This is a genomic window from Megasphaera sp. SW808 (assembly GCF_012027795.1).
GTDB classification, from domain to species: Bacteria; Bacillota; Negativicutes; order Veillonellales; family Megasphaeraceae; genus Megasphaera; species Megasphaera stantonii.
This window is the reverse complement of record NZ_SJOT01000005.1, coordinates 16668-34455: the sequence shown is the minus strand read 5'-3', so window position 1 is coordinate 34455 and position 17788 is coordinate 16668. Positions and strand designations below refer to the sequence as shown.

General features: G+C 52.2%; 15 protein-coding genes and 4 tRNA genes. 18 read left to right on the top strand and 1 reads right to left on the bottom strand.

The annotated features are described in order from the left end of the window. Window positions 1–172: 172 nt before the first annotated feature. Together E0L13_RS03055 and E0L13_RS03050 are read left to right on the top strand one after the other, a co-directional pair. Window positions 173–1021, top strand: a complete 849-nt coding sequence (locus tag E0L13_RS03055) for a D-alanyl-D-alanine carboxypeptidase family protein (RefSeq protein ID WP_168060231.1) — start codon at window positions 173–175, stop codon at window positions 1019–1021. Window positions 1022–1057: 36 nt separating this feature from the next. Beyond that, entirely contained in the window at window positions 1058–1756 is a 699-nt protein-coding gene (locus E0L13_RS03050; protein ID WP_168060229.1) for a response regulator transcription factor, read from the top strand. A 74-nt stretch (window positions 1757–1830) separates the two neighbouring features. Here E0L13_RS03050 and E0L13_RS03045 read toward each other — a convergent pair whose 3' ends face one another. Continuing rightward, window positions 1831–3690: a phosphoethanolamine transferase gene (locus E0L13_RS03045; RefSeq protein WP_168060227.1), complete on the bottom strand. Its 1860-nt coding sequence runs from the start codon at window positions 3688–3690 to the stop codon at window positions 1831–1833. Between the two features lie 355 nt (window positions 3691–4045). Here E0L13_RS03045 and E0L13_RS03040 point away from each other — a divergent pair. From E0L13_RS03040 to E0L13_RS02970, 16 genes are all read left to right on the top strand, one after another. Next, window positions 4046–4122 (top strand) — tRNA-Asp (locus E0L13_RS03040). A gap of 8 nt (window positions 4123–4130) precedes the next feature. Then, a tRNA-Phe gene (locus tag E0L13_RS03035) sits at window positions 4131–4206 on the top strand. Window positions 4207–4218: 12 nt separating this feature from the next. Further along, a tRNA-Leu gene (locus E0L13_RS03030) sits at window positions 4219–4304 on the top strand. 86 nt (window positions 4305–4390) lie between these two features. Further along, window positions 4391–4801, top strand: coding sequence for a ribonuclease Z (locus E0L13_RS03025; protein WP_168060225.1), 411 nt, complete (start codon window positions 4391–4393; stop codon window positions 4799–4801). Continuing rightward, window positions 4798–5712 carry a DNA/RNA non-specific endonuclease gene (locus tag E0L13_RS03020; protein WP_168060223.1) on the top strand — a complete coding sequence of 305 codons (915 nt, stop codon included), beginning with the start codon at window positions 4798–4800 and terminating at the stop codon, window positions 5710–5712. The genes E0L13_RS03025 and E0L13_RS03020 overlap by 4 nt, the downstream gene beginning before the upstream one ends. Before the next feature lie 127 nt (window positions 5713–5839). Beyond that, window positions 5840–6331 carry a macro domain-containing protein gene (locus E0L13_RS03015; RefSeq protein ID WP_168060221.1) on the top strand — a complete coding sequence of 164 codons (492 nt, stop codon included), beginning with the start codon at window positions 5840–5842 and terminating at the stop codon, window positions 6329–6331. 137 nt (window positions 6332–6468) lie between these two features. Further along, window positions 6469–6552: transfer RNA gene (locus tag E0L13_RS03010), tRNA-Leu, on the top strand. A gap of 283 nt (window positions 6553–6835) precedes the next feature. Then, window positions 6836–7339 (top strand): nitroreductase family protein, encoded by a 504-nt coding sequence (locus E0L13_RS03005; protein WP_087478224.1) that lies wholly within the window; start codon window positions 6836–6838, stop codon window positions 7337–7339. 74 nt (window positions 7340–7413) lie between these two features. After that, entirely contained in the window at window positions 7414–7659 is a 246-nt protein-coding gene (gene tatA / locus E0L13_RS03000) for a twin-arginine translocase TatA/TatE family subunit (protein ID WP_107196492.1), read from the top strand. Further along, complete coding sequence (gene tatC / locus E0L13_RS02995) at window positions 7640–8422, top strand: twin-arginine translocase subunit TatC (protein ID WP_107196493.1); 783 nt, start codon at window positions 7640–7642, stop codon at window positions 8420–8422. The genes tatA and tatC overlap by 20 nt, the downstream gene beginning before the upstream one ends. Window positions 8423–8667: 245 nt before the next feature. Beyond that, the gene (locus E0L13_RS02990) at window positions 8668–9441 is read left to right on the top strand and encodes an ABC transporter ATP-binding protein (RefSeq protein ID WP_168060219.1); all 774 of its coding nucleotides are present in this window, start codon (window positions 8668–8670) and stop codon (window positions 9439–9441) included. 11 nt (window positions 9442–9452) lie between these two features. After that, window positions 9453–11165: an ABC transporter permease subunit gene (locus tag E0L13_RS11725; RefSeq protein ID WP_206081488.1), complete on the top strand. Its 1713-nt coding sequence runs from the start codon at window positions 9453–9455 to the stop codon at window positions 11163–11165. A gap of 42 nt (window positions 11166–11207) precedes the next feature. Beyond that, window positions 11208–12203: an extracellular solute-binding protein gene (locus tag E0L13_RS11720; protein ID WP_087478229.1), complete on the top strand. Its 996-nt coding sequence runs from the start codon at window positions 11208–11210 to the stop codon at window positions 12201–12203. Window positions 12204–12228: 25 nt separating this feature from the next. After that, window positions 12229–13329, top strand: coding sequence for a 2-aminoethylphosphonate--pyruvate transaminase (gene phnW, locus E0L13_RS02980; RefSeq protein WP_168060217.1), 1101 nt, complete (start codon window positions 12229–12231; stop codon window positions 13327–13329). Between the two features lie 4 nt (window positions 13330–13333). After that, the gene (gene phnX / locus E0L13_RS02975) at window positions 13334–14116 is read left to right on the top strand and encodes a phosphonoacetaldehyde hydrolase (protein ID WP_168060215.1); all 783 of its coding nucleotides are present in this window, start codon (window positions 13334–13336) and stop codon (window positions 14114–14116) included. A gap of 237 nt (window positions 14117–14353) precedes the next feature. Next, window positions 14354–17788: a pyruvate carboxylase gene (locus E0L13_RS02970; protein ID WP_168060213.1), complete on the top strand. Its 3435-nt coding sequence runs from the start codon at window positions 14354–14356 to the stop codon at window positions 17786–17788.

The window sequence follows — 17788 nt, the reverse complement described above, 5'->3', positions numbered from 1 at the left end:
TGATTGGCATAGGAAGCACGTGTTTTCGGCGGAAGCCCTGCCGGAGATACGTGCTTTTTGTTTACGGCTTGGAAAATTGACATATGATTTAATAAAAAATATAATAAGCATTATATTTAGAGGCTGCCGGCAGGCAGCAGAATATGTATTTTGATAAGGAAGTGGATGCAGCATGTTTTGTAAATGGCGGCGCATCATGGCAGTCAGCCTGTGCGCCTTGTTTTTAGCAGTCTGCTCCGGCGTAAGCGGGAGTGCGGCTCAGGCGGCGGTGCCGTCGACAGGAGCGGAAGCGGCCTGCATGATCGACGCCGATACGGGAAAAATATTGTACCAGGTCAACCCTACGAAATGGATGCACCCGGCGAGCACTACGAAAATCGTGACGCTCATCACAGCGTTGGACCAGAAAGAAGACGAGCTGGACCAGCCGCTGAAGATTTCCAGCTACGCGGCGAATACGGAGCCCTCTTCGCTGGGCATTGCGCCGGGAGACAAGCTGAGCGTACGGGAAGCGCTGCGCGGCATGATGGTCGTATCGGGGAATGACGCCGCCGTCGCCGTAGCGGAAACGCTGGGCGGGTCCGTAGCCGGATATGCCGATATGATGAATGCGGAAGCTGTGAAAATGGGGGCAAAGCACACGCATTTCGTCAATCCTCACGGCCTGACGGCGGCAAAGCACTACACGACGGCCGTCGATATGGCGAAGATGGCAGCCTACGGCATGAAGAAATTCCCGGAATTCCGCCGCATCGTAGGCCTTACGTCGTACGACGTGCAGTATCTGGACGGCCGGACGCCGAAGCACGTCACGACGACGAACCGCTTTTTGACCAGCGGGTATAAGGGCGCTGACGGCATCAAGACGGGCTTTACCAATGCGGCCGGCGATTGCCTGGTCGCGTCGGCGACTCGAAACGGCCGCACGCTCCTCGTCGTCCTGTTTAACGACGACAACCGCTGGGAAGACGCGCCGGCTATTCTCGATTACGGGTTCCGGCGCCTTCAGACAGGCAAATAAGTCTTTATATTCATCTGGCGCAGAGGGGGAATTTCAATGGCGCACATGTTGATTATTGGGGGAACGGGCACGGCGAGTGCCTGGGAAAAAGGCTTTTTTGAAAAGAAAGGATTCGACGTTGCCGCCGCGGCCGGCGGAAAAGACGGGCTGGCGGCGGCGAAGCAAGGAGGGGCCGACGTGATTCTAATTCATTCGCCCTTGCCGGACGGAGACAGCATAGGTCTGTGCTGTCAGATCCGCGCGGCCCAGAGCGTCCCGGTGTTTCTCGTCGCAGAAAGGGGTTGCGACGAAGAACAGATCAAGGCCTTGGAAGCCGGGGCGGACGACTACATTACGGCTCCCGTTTCGCCGGCCGTCATGGCGGCGCGCATCGAAGCGTGCTTGTCTATGCGCCGTCGGCTTCTGGAAGAACGGCGGACCGTCGGCGAAGATGCCGATATATGCGCCGGCGATTTAACGATATTTATTCGCCGCCGTCAGGCATTCCGCGGCCAGACGGAAATCCCGCTGACCGTTAAAGAATTCGATTTGCTGGTATTTTTAGCCGGCCATCCCAATCAGGTCTTTTCCAAGCAGGAGCTGTTTCAACAGGTTTGGCATCTCGACGCCAGCGGAGATTTGGCGACTGTGACGGTCCACATCAACCGGCTGAGGGACAAGCTGAATCAGGTATCGCCGGCCTTTACGGCCATAGAAACCGTATGGGGAAACGGCTACCGTTTTCAAACTGCATAAGCAATACGAAAAAGACCCTGTCTGAAACGGCTCAGACAGGGTCTTTTGTATCGTATAAAAGAATTGGAAAACCGTTAGAATTCCGTATCTTCCAGCAAGCTGACCTTGCCGAAGCGGGTTACGAGATCCTTTCGTTCCATTTTCCACTGCGACGACGCTATGCTGTACGTTGGGTCGTAGTTGGGCGACTGCATGTTGAGGATGCCGCAGATAAATTCATAGGCTAAATCATTGGTAAAGAACTTGTCTTTATTTTGTTTGATGGCTTCGACGACTTCGGGATTGCGGGCCTGATAGCCTTCCGATAAGTAGCAGAACATGGGGATGCGCAGCACCTTAAAGGAAATGTCGTCGGGCTGGCGGCCTTTATCGGGGTCGCTGCCGTGGTCAGAGAAGTAAATCATGGCGTCCAGATTGAGATTTTCCTTGGCGTATTCGAAAATCTGCGACAATACCCAGTCCGTATACAGGACGGTATTGTCGAAATCGGCCTGCTGATTTACCGTGCCGTCGTTAAATACCTGGAACTCCTTAGGATAGCGGTTGCGGTATTCAATGTGGCTGCCCATGAGATGGAGGACGACGAAGTTCTTTTCGTTCGGGTCGACGCGCTGCAGAAACTGCAGGAGCGCTCCGTCCATCGTCGACTGCTTCAATTCCTGGTCTACCCATTCGGAGACGTCGGCGGTCTTGGCGACGAGCGTGATGGGCGTGTCGGCGACGCCGATGGAGCCCTGGTTGCTGAACCAGTACGTCTTGTAGCCGGCCTTTTTCGCCATATCCAAAATAGAAATGGAAGAATTGAATTCCTTATTATTATAGAAATTGGCTTCCGTCAAGGCCCGTTCTAAAACAGGGACAGTGTACCAGACGCAGCTGTAAGCGTTGGAAAACAGCGTAAAGTCCGAGTCTTCCTTCATAGATGTCAGCCACGGCGTATTTTCTACGTGATTTGGGTTGAAGGCGTGCATAAGGGTCCGCGTTTCCGATTCGCCGATGACGACGACGACCGTATTGGGGTACTCGGCCGGATTTAGCTGGACTGCCTGCAGGGCGGCGAATTTGCCGTCGTGGTTTTCCGCATACAGGGCGGAGCGCTCCATGTAATCGTGCGTGTCGATAAAGGTGCGGATCGGGAAGGCCTGAGGAAAGATTTCTTCGCCCAGCGCGCCGACAGATGGGAAAATAATCAGCAGCGACAGCAAGGGGAGAATCTTTCGGTACACCGGCGTGCGGGGCAAGGTCTTCTGCGTGTAGTTAGCGAAGAGAAGTCCGCCGATTAAAAGCGCTACGAACAATACGATAAAGACGATGCGGCCAATGCCGAGGGAATGGAAGTATTCCAGCGTTTCCGCCGGCCCTGTTTGGAAAATGAGCAACGCCCCTGACGTGGTAATGCACGAGTGGTACAGGGCGAAGTACACCCACTGCAGGGCGATGACGAAGAAGGCCGCAAACTGCACGGCCGTCATGATAGCCGCGCTGATTTTGCGGTTTAAAAACTGCCGGGCTGCCATGTTCAGACAAAAGAGGATGGCGAATAGATACAGTCCGACGTAAATATCATACATATTATTTAAATACACTGTATTCTGCTGTATCAGCGTGATATAGCTCAGATAAGGCCCCGTCACGATCCAGCTGACGGCGATGAGGGCCGTCGGCACGACGGAAGCGATGCATAGATGACGCCAATACAGGGCCAGGGACAGGACGACAGCTCCTACGGCTGGAATCAGCCCGACCGTCATGTGATGTATATTATCAGGCCCCAGGCCGAGGGACACGAGAAACTGCCATTGATAGCACAAGGCGTAGATGACGAAAAACGTACATAGCAAGTAAACGAGCCTGCGTCTTGAAACGGCAGAAGAAAAATCCGCTTTCAACGAAGACAAGGACAGCCGCTGCGGTTTATTGGCGGGTTTTACCATGGAATGTCACCTTTCTGTAAATAATGTAAATACTATGTAAAAGCAGGTATCGACCTTATTATACATCAAAATACAGGCTTTACATAGTAGAGACAGCCGGGGAAATCGAGATTTTTTTCAGATTTAAGGCGACGTGAAGCTGCGGCAGGGCCCGTTGAGAAGCGAGACTGGACTTTTATTTCTTTGGCAAGATTTTCCCAACGGTGTAAGGCGCAGAATGTCCTGCGGCGGCAGGGGAGATTTGAAAAAAGAGGCCATGTTCTGCAAAAATTATAAAAAAAGTACTTGCCAAAAGAGCAGGAACATGATAGAATACTTTTTGTCGGAACGCGAGAGGTTCCGGTAAGTATGAAACGGCCCCGTGGTGTAGCGGTTTAACATGTCGCCCTGTCACGGCGAAGATCGTCGGTTCAAATCCGATCGGGGTCGCCATATTTTTTGCTCAGGTAGCTCAGTCGGTAGAGCAGGGGACTGAAAATCCCCGTGTCGGCGGTTCAATTCCGTCCCTGAGCACCAACAATTACACATGCGGTTGTGGCGGAATGGCAGACGCGCTACTTTGAGGGGGTAGTGAGCGAAAGCTCGTATGGGTTCAAGTCCCATCAACCGCACCAGGAAAAAGAGTTGTCGAGAAATTGACAGCTCTTTTTTTCGTAATATATATCATAAATACTCATGAGAAAGGGCGGGTGACAGCAGGATGATTATTGCAGCTTGCGTAGACAATGCCATGGGGATGGCTTTCAATCATCGCCGTCAAAGCCGGGATGCGTTTCTGATACGACGCCTGCTGCAGCGCGCGGCGGGCCGGACTGTATGGATACATCCGGACAGCGCTGTGTTGTTTGAAGCGCAGGCGGCGGGCAGCGTATGCGCCGCCGAGGATTTTCTGCAGAGGGCCGGCATCGGCGGCATTTGCTTCGTAGAAACGGCGGCCTTTTCCTCTCGGGCAGACGAGATGGAGGAAATATGGCTGTATCGCTGGAATCGAGCCTATCCGGGAGACGTATTTTTTCCTATTTCCCTGACGCAGGGATGGACGCTCGCAGAAAAAATGGATTTTCCGGGAAATTCCCATGCATGTATTACGGAGGAGATTTATAAAAAATGAAAAAATGTATATCCTTAATATTGACATTAGTTGCGGCACTGTGCCTGCTTTTATCGGGCTGCGGCGGAGCCGAAACTCAGAATCCGGCGCGGGCGAACGCTGTGTCGGCTGCCGCCTCGTTGGCTGATATACCGGCCTTTTCCGGCCAGCCGTACGTCGTCCTGCATGATAATAAGCCGGATTTTTCGGAAAGCGACTTTTCGGCGACGTCCTTTGAACGGTATAGCCCGCTGGATTCGCTGGGCCGCTGCGGCGCTGCATTCGCCAATATCGGCAGGGATATCATGCCGACGGAAAAGAGGGGCGCTATCGGGCAGGTGAAGCCTTCGGGCTGGCAGGTGGCGAAATACGACGGCGTCGACGGCAAATATTTGTATAACCGCTGCCATCTCATCGGCTATCAGCTGTCGGCGGAAAATGCAAATAAGCAAAACCTCATTACAGGTACCCGGTATATGAACGTACAGGGCATGCTTCCCTTTGAAAACATGGTAGCCGACTACGTAAAGGAAACGGGAAATCACGTACTGTATCGGGTGACGCCGGTCTTTCAGGGAAAGGAGCTCGTAGCTCGGGGCGTGCAGATCGAGGCGGAATCGGTTGAGGATAAGGGCACCGGTATTTGCTTTAACGTCTATTGCTATAATGTCCAGCCAGGCATCGTCATCGACTATGCGACGGGCCGGAGCCATGCGGAAGGCGGCGGTGGCGCGACGAAGCATGACGGAACAGTACCTGCTGACGCAGGCCAAAGGGATACGTACGTATTAAATACGAATTCTAAAAAATTTCACAAGCCCTCTTGCTCCGGTGCTAAGACCATAAAGAACCAGAATAAGGAAACCTATACCGGCTCGCGCGGTGATTTATTGTCTCGGGGATATTCGCCCTGCGGCAGCTGCAAGCCTTAGATATCTTTTGCAATGAAAGCCCCTGCCGGCAGCGGGCTTTCATTTTTTATATAGGCTGCTTCTCTTGCAGAATAATTCTATCTTTAGTATAGTGATGCTATACAATCTGTGCAGGAGGTAACTGGAGATGCCGTTTAAAATTATTTGCGGAGACATTACAAAGGTGCAGGCCGACGCCATCGTGAACGCGGCCAACGAGCGGCTGCTGATGGGCGGCGGCGTATGCGGCGCTATATTTCGGGCTGCCGGATATGCCGAGATGACGGAAGCCTGTCAGGAAATCGGCCGTTGCCCGACGGGGGAGGCCGTCATCACGCCGGCCTTTCATCTGCCGGCGCAGTACGTCATTCATACCGTAGGGCCTGTGTGGGAAGGCGGCGACCATGGCGAACGGGAATTACTGTATCAATGCTACGCCAAATCGCTGGCCCTTGCCGAATCCCGGGGCCTTCGGTCTATTGCCTTTCCGCTGATTTCATCGGGTATATTCGGCTATCCTCGGGAAGAGGCTCTTCAGGTCTGCGAGGAAGCTGTCGAAGATTTTTTGGCCGTTCATGAGATGGACGTATATTTAGTGCTGCTGTCGTGCGAAGGTATCGGCGAATTAGAATACTTATAACATATACTATGATGGGCAGCGGCGAAGGGAAAAGACAATCTCAGCAAAATAATTTTTTGCTGAGATTGTAAAAAATACTTGACGGCAAGGATTTTTGTGATATAATTATTTTCGTGCTAAGGAATGAAGTACAGCTTGCCGGAGTGGCGGAATGGCAGACGCACCTGACTCAAAATCAGGCGGGTAACACCGTGGGGGTTCAAGTCCCTTCTCCGGCACCAGATAAGAGAGCTTTTCTGATGAAGAAAGGCTCTCTTTTTGTATTTCCGGGCAAGAGAACAAGAGATTGTCTGTTTGGATTATGGTATATACGTTTAACGATATACGTAAGGATATACGGCGTGCCGTCAGGGCTTCGGACGGCGCCCTTTCTATTTTACGTCCTCTTTACAGGGCGCGTAAGAATTTTTTACAGCCCATTTTCTATTCTTATTTTTTACTATGTATGGTATAATAAACCAATATAGTACTTTTATTTTAGTACTCAGGAGGGAGTAGATTAGTATGAATGAAATCTTTACCAGACGCAGCGTTCGAAAATTTTTGCCGACTATGGTTGAAGATGAAAAGATAGAACTCTTGCTGCGCGCCGGCATGGCCGCCCCTTCCATGGGAAACCAACAGCCTTGGGAATTTTACGTCGTTCGTGATAAACGGGTGATTCAGGATTTATCCCGCTGCAGCCCCTACGCCGGCTGCGCGGCAAATGCGCCTGCGGCTATCGTCGTTTGCAGCCGTGATACAAACCAGCGCTTCCCGGCCTTCGTCAACCTCGATTTAAGCGCCTGTGTAGAAAATATACTGCTGGAAGCAGTTCATTTGGAATTGGGCGCCGTGTGGATCGGCGTTTCGCCGTATAAATCGAGAGAAGTCATCGTCCGCCGCGCCGTAGGCGTTCCCGAAGGCTTTACGCCCTTCGCTATCGTATCCTTCGGCTATCCGAAGGACAGCGGCAACGAACGGCTGAAAGAAGACCGCTACGACCCGTCCCGGGTTCATTATCTCTAATTATATACGTACGGATTCAACAGGTGCTTGAGCAAATCAGGCGCCTGTTTTCGTAAAAAGAGGGGATTGGAGCTATGTTCAACATCGGAATGGGCGAGATGATCGTCGTAGCCGTCGTCGCCCTGTTCGTCTTCGGCCCGGGGAAACTTCCGGAAGTCGCGAGAGCCTTCGGGAAGGGCCTGCGGGAATTCCGAAAGGCCATGCGCGATGTCGCCGACGACATCCATGCCGGGGACATACAGGAAGTAAAAGAATCGATTCAAAAGGATATAAACGACGTGAAGCACATAGGAGGAAGCCATGGAGACAAAGCCCGATAAGGCGGAAGAGGAAATCGCGGTCGCGCAGAGCGCAGCAGACAGCGATAACTCTCCCGTTAAGGAGAACCAGGACGGAGAAATGCCGCTGAGCGGACATTTGCAGGAATTTCGCAGCCGCCTGATTATCTGCCTGGCAGCGGTAGCCGTTGCCAGCGGCGTTTCCTATAATTTTGTGGAGGAAATCATCGACGTCATATCGGCTCCGGCAGGCAAGCTGTATTTTCTCAATCCGGCAGAAGTCTTTTTCTCGTATATTCAGGTAGCCGTGTGTACGGGCGTGTTGGTGACGCTGCCGATTATTTGCTATGAACTATGGGGCTTCGTCCGTCCGGCCCTGATGCCTTCCGAGCGGGCCGCCGTGTTCTGGCTTATTCCAACGGCGGTGCTGCTGTTTTATGCCGGCCTGGCCTTTTCGTATTACGCCGTATTTCCGGCGGCCGTGCTGTTTTTTATGGGATTTGCTACGGCGTCGCTGCAGCCTATGTTTTCACTCAGCTCGTACTTGTCCTTTTTTATTGCTTTCATGCTGCCCTTCGGCGTTGTCTTCGAGCTGCCCCTCGTCTTGTTTTTCCTGGCGAAGATGGGTTTGATTACGTCGGCCTTTTTGAAATCTAAGCGGCGCGTTCTCATCGTCGTCGCCTTTATCTTCGCCGCTGTCGTGTCGCCGACGACGGACGTGTTTACGCAGGTTATGATCGCCGTGCCGATGATTGTATTGTATGAAGCGAGCATCCTGTTGGTGCGGTTTATTTTGAGAAAATAACATAATATTTGCAGAATATTGCAGCATGAAGCGAACAGAAATATAATGTGAAAGGCCGTTCAGTGCACTATGAAGACTGGACGGTCTTTTTTTATGCATTTTATAGGCTGTAGTTATGGAGCAATAAATTAACGTTATTTGCTTTTATTTTCCGTATTTTACCTAAAAATTACGATATATAAATATAATCTTTGCAAAGGGGACGTATACTGCAACAAGAGTGTTGAAAAAGGAGGACATCCCCTATGCTGGAGTTAAAGCATATTGTTAAAAAGTATGATGAAAAAGTGATTCTTAACGATATTTCCCTGACCGTGGAAGACGGCGAAATTATTTCTATCTTAGGACCTTCAGGCGGCGGCAAAACGACGCTGCTGAACGTCATTTTAGGAATTACGCCGCTCAGCGGCGGTCAACTCTTGTATAAGGGCGAAGATTTAAGCTGCGTTCCCATGCAGAAGCGGGGATTCAACATCGTATTTCAGGATTATGCGTTGTTCCCCAACCTGACGGCCTATCAGAATATCGTGTACGGCTTGCGCAATAAGCCGGGCATTGCGACAAAAGAAGAAGTTGCCGATCTCATTCGTCTTCTGGACCTGCAGGACCACGTCGATAAGCGCATCAGTCAGCTTTCGGGCGGCCAAAAGCAGCGCGTCGCTTTAGCCAGAACGCTGGTGATGAAGCCAAAGATTCTCCTGCTCGACGAACCGCTCAGCGCGCTGGACGGCGTTATTAAGGAATCCATTAAAGAACGCATCCGCACCATTGCCAAGCAGTATCATCTGACGACGATTATCGTAACCCATGACCCGGAAGAGGCCCTTACCTTGTCTCATCGGGTGCTTATTTTGAACGGCGGCAAAATCGCCCAGTTCGATACGCCGGACAACATTATCCATGCTCCGAAGGACGATTTCATCAAAAAGTTTATCTTGTCGCAGCTGCAAATCAAGCGCGACAACATTTACAAGCTGTTTGAACCCGGCGCGATGCCTGCGGCGCGGCAGGCGCAGTAAAGGAGAAGGTCATGGAAAAAGAACGAATAGAGTTAAAGTTTATATTCGGGCTTATATGCGTCGTCTTTTTAGGCGCCGTTTGCTGTCCCTTGGCTATCTTGCTCAGCAAGTCCTTCTTGCAGGCTTCCGGCGGCGTCGGATTGGAAAATTATCTGGCCGTGCTGAACAATGAGGAATTTTTACTGTCCCTGCGCAACAGCTTTGCCGTATCGGGACTGGAAGCCTTCATCACAGTCGTACTGGCCTTTATATTGGCCTATGGGCTTCATTATACGAAGCTGCCGGACCGCTTTAAATCTGTCGTGCAGATACTCATCATCCTTCCCATGTTTCTGCCGACCTTAACCTATGGGTTTGCCGTCATTTATTCCTTGGGCAAACAGGGGTTAATTACTCAGATTATCGGGCACCAGCTCTTTTCCATTTATGGATTTTGGGGATTGCTCATTTCCTACGTTATCTACACGCTGCCGCCAGCCTTTGTTTTGCTGTACAACGCCTTTAAGTACGTAGACAAACATTTCATCATCGTATCGCAGATTATGGGCGACAGCCCGCTGCGCACGTTCTATATTACGAGCGTGCGTCCTATGATTGGGACGATTGCCGCAGCCTTTATTCTTTCCTTCTTCTTATCCTTTACGGATTTCGGTATTCCTGCTTCTATCGGAGGACAGTACACCGTCGTGGCGACGCAGCTGTACATGGTCATGATGGGCGCCGTGCCTGATTTCCAGTCCGGCTCGGCTATTGCCGTCATCATGCTGATTCCGTCTATCGTCGCCGTGTGGCTCCTGCGGTTTACAGAACGCTTCAACTTCCGCTACAACAAGATCAGCACCTTTGAATTGGCCGACGACAAGGTGCGCGATGGTTTCTTTGCCGCCGTGTACGTCGTCGTGATTGCTGCGATCTTCGCTATTTTCGCCATCATGTTTATCGTGCCGTTCATTAAGAGCTGGCCCTATCAGGTCGTCTTTACGACGGAAACGCTGCAGCGCATTTTGAGCGACCGGTCCATTGAAACGGTGTATACGAACTCCGTCATGGTAGCCGCCGCCACGGCCGTCATCGGCACGGTCCTGGCCTACATGGCTGCCCTGGTCAACGCCCGTTCCCAGCTTCCCGGCGTCTGCAAGATGCTCATGGACGCCTGCGCCATGGTGACGAATACCGTTCCCGGCATGGTCCTCGGCGTGGCATTCTTGTTTGCCTTTACGGGCTCGCCGATTCAGAACACCTTCATCATCATTATCCTGCTGAATTCAGTCCGCGAATTTACGACGCCGTACCTCATGATTCAGGCTTCCCTGTCTAAGATCAACATGTCTTGGGAAACGACGGGGGCTCTGATGGGCGATTCGTGGCTGAAGACGATTTTCCGGGTCATCATTCCCAACACGATGTCGACGGTGTTCCAGATGCTCAGCTATATCTTCATTCAGGCTATGGTCACGATCAGCGCCATTATCTTCGTCACCGGCGCCCGCACGATGGTCATGACGACGAAGATCACCCAGGCCCAGTATTTTGAAAAATACGACGAAGTATTCGTGTTGTCCCTGCTCATTTTCCTGACGAATATCATCGTCAAGGTCATCTTCGATTATCTGTCGAGCCATGACGATATCGTGCTCCATGTCAAGCAGAAATTCCAAAGCATTTTCGGCAAAGAGGCCAAAAGGCAGAACGCCGGCCTGGAAGATTTGCCGGAACGCATATAAAAATCACAATATGTATAAGCTACTACGAGGAGGATTTGCATCATGAAAAAATGGTACAAGTATTTAATCGCCGGATGTTTGGCCGTGACTATGGCCGCCGGATTTGCCGGCTGCGGCAGCAGCGGCGACAGCGCGTCGGCAGACGAACAAGTCGTCATCTATACCAACGCCGACCCGGAAGCGCAGGACGCCTTCAAGCATGCCTTGGACAGCAACGGCTTTGAAGGAAAATATGTCATGCAGGCCTTCGGCACGTCCGAATTAGGCGGTAAGCTCATGGCCGAAGGCACGAATATCGAAGCCGACTTGATTACTATGAGCACCTATTATATCGATTCGGCCCAGAAGGAAAACAAGATGTTCGCAGACTTGACCTTCGACGCCAAGACCTTGCAGGAAACGCCGTCGTATTACAAGCCGACGACAGGCCAGTTCGGCGCCATCTTCGTCAATACGGAAGTATTGCAGAAGGAAAATCTCCCCATGCCGAAATCCATTAAAGACTTGACCAACCCCGTATATAAAGATAAGATTTCCCTGCCTGATATCATGGGCTCGTCTACATCCTGGCTGCTGGCCCAGGCCGTGTTCGACGCTTACGGCGAACAGGAAGGCGCAGCTATCTTGAAACAGCTCGAAGCCAACGCCGGCCCGCACATGGAAAAATCCGGTTCCGGCCCCCTCAAAAAAGTTAAGGCCGGCGAAGTGGCCGTCGGCTTCGGCCTCCGTCATCAGGGCCTGATGGAAGAACAGAAAGGCTTGCCCATTAAAGTCGTCGACCCGACGGAAGGCAACTTCTTCCTCACCGAAGGCGTAGCCGTTATCAATAAGGCCGACAGCAAGAAGAAAGAGCTGGCTATGAAGATGGCCGAATGCATCGTCAAGAACAGCCGCCAGGAACTGCTCAAATTCTACCCCATGGCCCTGTATGAAGGCGAAACCGTAGACAAGACCTTCGAACCGGCCTATCCGAAGCAGTATAAGGAAGCGCTGACTGTAGACCTCTTGAAAAAGCATCAGCAGCTCATTAAAGGATAATCGAAGAGAAAGCAGGTAACGAATTATGGATAAAAACAAATATAAATTGCTCACTCCGGGGCCGCTTACGACGACGGAAACGGTAAAGGAAGAAATGCTCGTCGACTTGTGCACGTGGGATGACGATTATAAGCAAATGACCCAGGAAATCCGGGCGGAACTTCTCCGCCTGGCTCATGCGGAAACAGGCTATACGACGGTTCTCATGCAGGGCAGCGGCACCTTCGGCGTAGAAGCCGTCTTGTCCAGCGTCATTAAAGACACGGACAAGCTGCTCATCGCCGTCAACGGCGCGTACAGCAAGCGCATGGCGGAAATCTGCCGTTATCACCGCATTCCTTATGGAACTGTCGAAACTGCGTACGATACTGTTCCGAATGCTGCAGATATTGAAGCCGCTTTGCAGAATGATCCGTCGATTACCCACATTTCCATGGTTCACAGCGAAACGACGACGGGAATTCTCAACGATATTGCTGCCGTCGGCGAAGTCGCCAAGAAATATGGCAAGAAATTCATCGTCGACGCTATGAGCAGCTTCGGCGGCGTCGATATCGACGTGCCGGCTTTGGGGATTACGTACCTCATCAGCAGCGCCAACAAGTGCATCCAGGGCGTGCCGGGCTTCTCCTTTATCATTGCCCAGGAAGCTGATTTGAAGGAAACGAAGGGCACGGCCCGCAGCCTGTCCCTCGACGTATACGCCCAGTGGGAAACAATGGAAAAGGACAGTGGCAAATGGCGCTTCACGTCGCCGACACACGTCGTCGCAGCCTTCCGCAAGGCGCTGGAAGAACTGCGCGCCGAAGGAGGGATTGCGGCCCGTCACGAACGGTACGCCCGCACGAACGCCGCCCTTCGCGAAGGGATGGAAGCCCTGGGCTTTACGGCGTATATCGACAAGGACGTGCAGGGGCCGATCATTACGACCTTCCTGTACCCGGAAACCATGTCCTTCGACTTCCAGGATATGTACGCCTTCCTGAAAGAACGGGGATACGTCATCTATCCGGGCAAGCTGACGGCCCAGGATACGTTCCGCCTCGGCAATATCGGCGAAATTTACGACGAAGACGTACAGAAAATTCTGCAGATTTTCACAGATTATATGAAGGGATTGAAGTAAGACGATGAAAATAGAAGGAATTATCTTTGACTGGGCAGGTACGACAGTCGACTTCGGCTGCATGGCTCCTGTCCGGGCCTTTATGGACAGCTTTGCCGCCAACGGCGTAACCGTTACGGAAGAAGAAACGAGAAAGCCCATGGGGATGCTCAAGCGCGACCACATCCGCACCATGCTGTCCATGGACCGCATCGGCGAAGCCTGGAAAGACGCAAACGGCAGCGCCTGGGCGGAAGAAGACGTAGAAAAAGTTTACAGCCATTTTGAACCGGAGCTGTTGTCGACGCTCGCCAATTATTCGAAGGTAAAGCCCGGCGTCATCGAGACGGTAGCCAAGCTTCGGGCTATGGGGCTGGCCATCGGCTCGACGACGGGATATACGGACGTCATGATGGACATCGTCGTCAAAGCCGCGGCGGACCAGGGCTATGAGCCGGACTGCTGGTTTTCCCCTGATTCGACGGACGGCAAGGGACGCCCGTATCCCTATATGATCTTTAAAAACATGATGAAGCTGGGTTTGTCGGACGTGCGCTGCGTCGTCAAGGTCGGCGATACCGTGTCGGATATTAAAGAGGGCAAGGCCGCCGGCGTCTGGTCCGTCGGCATTATCGACGGCAGTTCCGTCATGGGACTGAACGAAGACCAGTTCAACGCCTTGAGCGAAGAAGAAAAAACGCAGAAGCGTCAGGACGTGCGGGCCGTATTTGAAGGAGCCGGCGCAGACTACGTGATCCAGGATATTACAGAATTACCAGCTGTCGTCGAAGCGATTCAGCATCGGTAACGCCTCTCCCTGCCTGCCGCGCAGCAATGTGCGGCGGGCTTTTTATCATTTTCGGAAGGATTCGGGGATAACTCGGCAGTTCTTATTTTGTATACAGTATTTATTCCGTATATAACGATTCCTTCTCTTGTAATGTTTTCCTATTTTGTTATAATTAAAACTACAGTGAAAAGAAAAGGTAATATACCTATCATTCATTGTTATGTACTGTAAATCATTACTCAGGAGGGTATTTTCATGAGAAAAATTCGTTCGGTTTTAGTGGCCAACCGTGGGGAAATCGCTATCCGCGTATTCCGTGCCTGCAACGAGCTGGGAATCCGCACCGTAGCTATTTACTCCAAAGAAGATTCGCTGTCTCTGCACCGTTTCCGTGCGGACGAATCCTATCTGGTTGGGGAAGGTAAGAAACCGGTAGATGCATATTTAGATATTGAAGATATTATCCGCATTGCCCATGAACACGACGTAGACGCGATCCATCCGGGGTACGGCTTCTTGTCCGAAAACGCCGATTTGGCAAAGCGCTGCGAAGAAGAAGGCATTATTTTCATTGGGCCTAAGGTCGAACATCTCATCATGTTCGGCGATAAAATCAATGCCCGTATTCAGGCTAAAAAAGCGGGCATCCAGTATATTCCCGGCAGCGACGGCCCGGTTATGAATTATGAAGAAGTCGAAAAATTCGCCCGCGAAGAAGGCTTCCCCATCATGCTCAAAGCCGTCAACGGCGGCGGCGGCCGCGGCATGCGCATGGTCAACCGCATGGTTGATTTGCGCGAAGCCTATGACCGGGCAAGGTCAGAAGCTAAATTGGCATTCGGCAACGACGAAATTTATTTGGAAAAATGCATCGTTAACCCGAAGCACATCGAAGTTCAGATTATGGGCGACGAACACGGCAACGTCATCCATTTATTCGAACGGGACTGCTCTATTCAGCGCCGTCATCAGAAGGTTGTCGAAATCGCCCCGGCCTTTTCCCTGTCGGAAAAGCTCCGCAAGGACATTTGCGACGCGGCGATCAAGCTCATGAAGAACGTCAACTATGTCAATGCCGGCACGGTCGAATTCCTTGTTACACCTGATGAAAAATTCTACTTTATCGAAGTTAACCCCCGCGTACAGGTAGAACATACTGTCACGGAAATGATCACGGGTATCGATATTGTACAGACCCAGATAAAAGTGGCCGAAGGCTATGCGCTGGACAGCAAGGAAATTGCCATTCCGTCGCAGGAATCGATTCATTGCCAGGGCAACGCCATCCAGTGCCGTATTACGACAGAAGACCCGATGAACAACTTTATGCCGGATTCGGGCAAAATTATGGTATACCGCAGCGGCGGCGGCTTCGGCGTCCGTCTCGACAGCGGCAATGCGTATACCGGCGCGATTATTACGCCGTACTATGATTCCCTTCTCGTTAAGGCTACGACATATGCGCTGACCCATGAAGGGGCTGTGCAGAAAATGCTGCGTACGCTGAAAGAATTCCGTATCCGCGGCGTTAAGACGAACATCGGCTTCCTCATCAACGTGCTGAAATCTCCGGAATTCGTGGACGGTTCGTACAATGTCAACTTCATTGACAACCATCCGGAACTGTTTAACCTGCCCGTCGTACAGGACCGCGGCACGAAGCTGCTGAAATACATCGGTGAAACGACGATTAACGGCTATGCTGGCACTGGTCATCAGGAAAAACCGGAATTCGAACGATTGGAAATGCCGACAGCTGTAGCAGGTGAGTATCCGGCCGGCACGAAGCAGATTTTCGATTCCATGGGGCCGGAAAAGTTCTCCAAGTGGATTCTCGACCAGAAAAAAGTTTTGGTTACGGATACGACGATGCGTGACGCCCACCAGTCCCTGATGGCTACCCGCGTCCGCACCATCGATATGCTCCGCGTCCTCGAAACGGCATCCAAGAAGCTGCCGCAGTTCTTCTCCTACGAATGCTGGGGCGGCGCGACCTTCGACGTTGCCTATCGCTTCCTCTATGAAGATCCGTGGGAACGCCTCCGCCAGATGCGCGAAAAAGCGCCGAACATTTTGCTTCAGATGCTCATCCGCGGCGCAAACGCCGTAGGCTACACGAGCTATCCGGACAACGTCGTCAAGAACTTCGTCGAATTGTCGGCGAAAAACGGCATCGACGTATTCCGTATTTTCGACAGCCTCAACAGCCTGGACAACATGTACGGCACGATTCAAGCCGTCCGCGAAACGGGCAAGATCGCCGAAGTCGCCTTGTGCTACACCGGCGATATCCTCGACAGCTCCCGCACGAAATACGACCTGGCGTACTACGTCAACATGGCGAAGGAACTGCAGAACGCCGGCGCCAACATCATCGCCATCAAGGATATGGCCGGCCTGCTCAAGCCGGAAGCGGCGTACCGCCTCGTTTCGGCTCTGAAAGAAACGGTCGACCTGCCGATACACCTCCATACGCACGACGGCTCGGGCAACGGCGTCGCGACATTGAGCCGCGCCGTGGCTGCCAACGTCGATATTGTCGACGCAGCCTACTCGTCCTTTGCCGGCGGCACGAGCCAGCCGAGCATGAACACGCTGTACTATGCGTTGAGCGGCACCGACCGCCAGCCCGACTTGGACATCGACGCCATGGAAGAAATGTCCCGTTACTGGGCGACGGTACGTCCGTATTACAAGGGCGTAGACAAGGCCGAACCGTTCCCCAACACGGAAGTATACCAGCATGAAATGCCTGGCGGACAGTTCTCCAACCTCCGTCAGCAGGCGAAAGCCGTCGGCCTCGGCGAAAAATGGAACGACATCAAGAAGATGTACCACGACGTTAACATGATGTTCGGCGATATCGTCAAGGTAACGCCGTCGTCTAAAGTCGTCGGCGACATGACGCTGTTCATGGTACAGAACGGCCTGACGGAAAAGGATATCTACGAAAAAGGCGATATCCTCAACTTCCCCCAGTCCGTCGTAGAATTCTTCGAAGGCCGTCTGGGCATCCCCTATCAGGGCTTCCCGGAAAAACTGCAGTCCATCATCTTGAAGGGCCGCAAGCCGTTGACGGAACGTCCGGGCAAGAGCCTGGCCCCCGTCGACTTCGAAGCCGTCCGCAAGAAACTGGCCGGCGCAGGCTACAAGCACGAAGACGAAGATATCAACGCATACTGCCAGTACGAAAAGGTATTTAAGGATTACAATGAAAATATCAAGCTGTACGGCGACGTAAGCGTATTGGATACGCCGACCTTCTTCTTCGGCATGAAGAAAAATGAAGAAATCCACGTTGAAATCGAAAAGGGCAAGGATTTGGTTATCACGATGATCAACATCAGCGACCCCGACGAAAGCGGCATGCGTACCATTACGTTCATGTTCAACGGCGTCGAACGCGAAATCCAGGTACAGGATAAGAGCGTCGACATGAAGACCGTGACGAGACGCAAAGCCGACCCGTCCAAGGTAGGCGACATCGGCGCCACCTTGTCCGGTTCCGTCGTCAACGTCCTCGTATCGCCGGGCCAGAAGGTCAAGAAAGGCGACGACCTCGTCGTAACGGAAGCTATGAAGATGGAAACGACGATTACGTCTCCTATCGACGGCACTGTCGGCGAAATCTACGTCATCAAGGGCCAGGCCATTATCAGCGGCGACTGCCTCCTGGAAGTATTAGCCTAA

What these genes read in the sequence shown, in the direction of transcription:
- E0L13_RS03055 (WP_168060231.1), top strand. Translation starts at nt 173, where the DNA reads ATGTTTTGTAAATGGCGGCGCATCATGGCAGTCAGCCTGTGCGCCTTG.
- E0L13_RS03050 (WP_168060229.1), top strand. Translation starts at nt 1,058, where the DNA reads ATGGCGCACATGTTGATTATTGGGGGAACGGGCACGGCGAGTGCCTGG.
- E0L13_RS03045 (WP_168060227.1), bottom strand. Translation starts at nt 3,690, where the DNA reads ATGGTAAAACCCGCCAATAAACCGCAGCGGCTGTCCTTGTCTTCGTTG.
- E0L13_RS03025 (WP_168060225.1), top strand. Translation starts at nt 4,391, where the DNA reads ATGATTATTGCAGCTTGCGTAGACAATGCCATGGGGATGGCTTTCAAT.
- E0L13_RS03020 (WP_168060223.1), top strand. Translation starts at nt 4,798, where the DNA reads ATGAAAAAATGTATATCCTTAATATTGACATTAGTTGCGGCACTGTGC.
- E0L13_RS03015 (WP_168060221.1), top strand. Translation starts at nt 5,840, where the DNA reads ATGCCGTTTAAAATTATTTGCGGAGACATTACAAAGGTGCAGGCCGAC.
- E0L13_RS03005 (WP_087478224.1), top strand. Translation starts at nt 6,836, where the DNA reads ATGAATGAAATCTTTACCAGACGCAGCGTTCGAAAATTTTTGCCGACT.
- tatA (WP_107196492.1), top strand. Translation starts at nt 7,414, where the DNA reads ATGTTCAACATCGGAATGGGCGAGATGATCGTCGTAGCCGTCGTCGCC.
- tatC (WP_107196493.1), top strand. Translation starts at nt 7,640, where the DNA reads ATGGAGACAAAGCCCGATAAGGCGGAAGAGGAAATCGCGGTCGCGCAG.
- E0L13_RS02990 (WP_168060219.1), top strand. Translation starts at nt 8,668, where the DNA reads ATGCTGGAGTTAAAGCATATTGTTAAAAAGTATGATGAAAAAGTGATT.
- E0L13_RS11725 (WP_206081488.1), top strand. Translation starts at nt 9,453, where the DNA reads ATGGAAAAAGAACGAATAGAGTTAAAGTTTATATTCGGGCTTATATGC.
- E0L13_RS11720 (WP_087478229.1), top strand. Translation starts at nt 11,208, where the DNA reads ATGAAAAAATGGTACAAGTATTTAATCGCCGGATGTTTGGCCGTGACT.
- phnW (WP_168060217.1), top strand. Translation starts at nt 12,229, where the DNA reads ATGGATAAAAACAAATATAAATTGCTCACTCCGGGGCCGCTTACGACG.
- phnX (WP_168060215.1), top strand. Translation starts at nt 13,334, where the DNA reads ATGAAAATAGAAGGAATTATCTTTGACTGGGCAGGTACGACAGTCGAC.
- E0L13_RS02970 (WP_168060213.1), top strand. Translation starts at nt 14,354, where the DNA reads ATGAGAAAAATTCGTTCGGTTTTAGTGGCCAACCGTGGGGAAATCGCT.